Below are 772 nucleotides of genomic sequence, written 5' to 3'. Positions count from 1 at the left end.
CCCCAATTCCCCGAACTCCCGCCCGTCTCCGACTTCCGTGCCACGCCGGGCCTAGGCGTCACCGGTGTCGTAGAGGACCGCGCCGTAGTGGTCGGCAGCCCGAGCTACCTGGAGCGCGAGTGGGCACTCCCGCTCCCCGAAGCCCTCAGCTCCGCCGCCACCGCCGCCACCAGCCTGGGCCGTACCGCCGTGGCGGTCGCGTGGGACGGGCAGATCCGCGGCCTGTTCGTCGTGGCCGACGCGGTGAAGCCGGGAGCTCGACAGGCCGTTGCGGGCCTCCGGTCGCTCGGACTCGAGCCGATGCTGCTCACCGGCGACCACGCGGCCGTCGCACGAGCGGTCGCTGCCGAGGTGGGCATCGCGGAGAGCTCCGTGATCGCCGAGGTCATGCCCGAAGGCAAGGCCGAGGCCGTTCGCGCCCTGCAGGCACGCGGCCGCGTGGTCGCGATGGTGGGCGACGGAGTCAACGACGCGGCCGCCCTGGCCACGGCCGACCTAGGGCTGTCCATGGGCTCCGGCACCGACGCGGCGATCGAGGCGGCCGACCTCACCCTTGTCCGCACCGCCCCCGACGGCTCCGGCGTCGACCTGACTGCCGCCGTGGACGCGATCCGCCTGGCCCGGCGCACCCTGGCGACCATCAAGGGCAACCTCTTCTGGGCCTTCGCCTACAACCTTGCCGCCATCCCCCTAGCCGCAGCCGGCCTGCTCAACCCCCTCATCGCCGGCGCCGCCATGGCCGCCTCCTCCCTCTTCGTCGTCTCCAACTCCC

General features: G+C 73.4%; 1 protein-coding gene. It reads left to right on the top strand.

All coding sequences use genetic code 11. The features are described from left to right. Positions 1-772 (top strand): HAD-IC family P-type ATPase (locus KDL01_RS41565; RefSeq protein WP_212534215.1); only part of this gene is annotated, 772 nt, incomplete at both ends.

The organism is Actinospica durhamensis (assembly GCF_018139695.1).
GTDB lineage: Bacteria > Actinomycetota > Actinomycetes > Streptomycetales > Catenulisporaceae > Actinospica > Actinospica durhamensis.
This window is presented reverse-complemented; position numbering and strand designations above follow the sequence as displayed.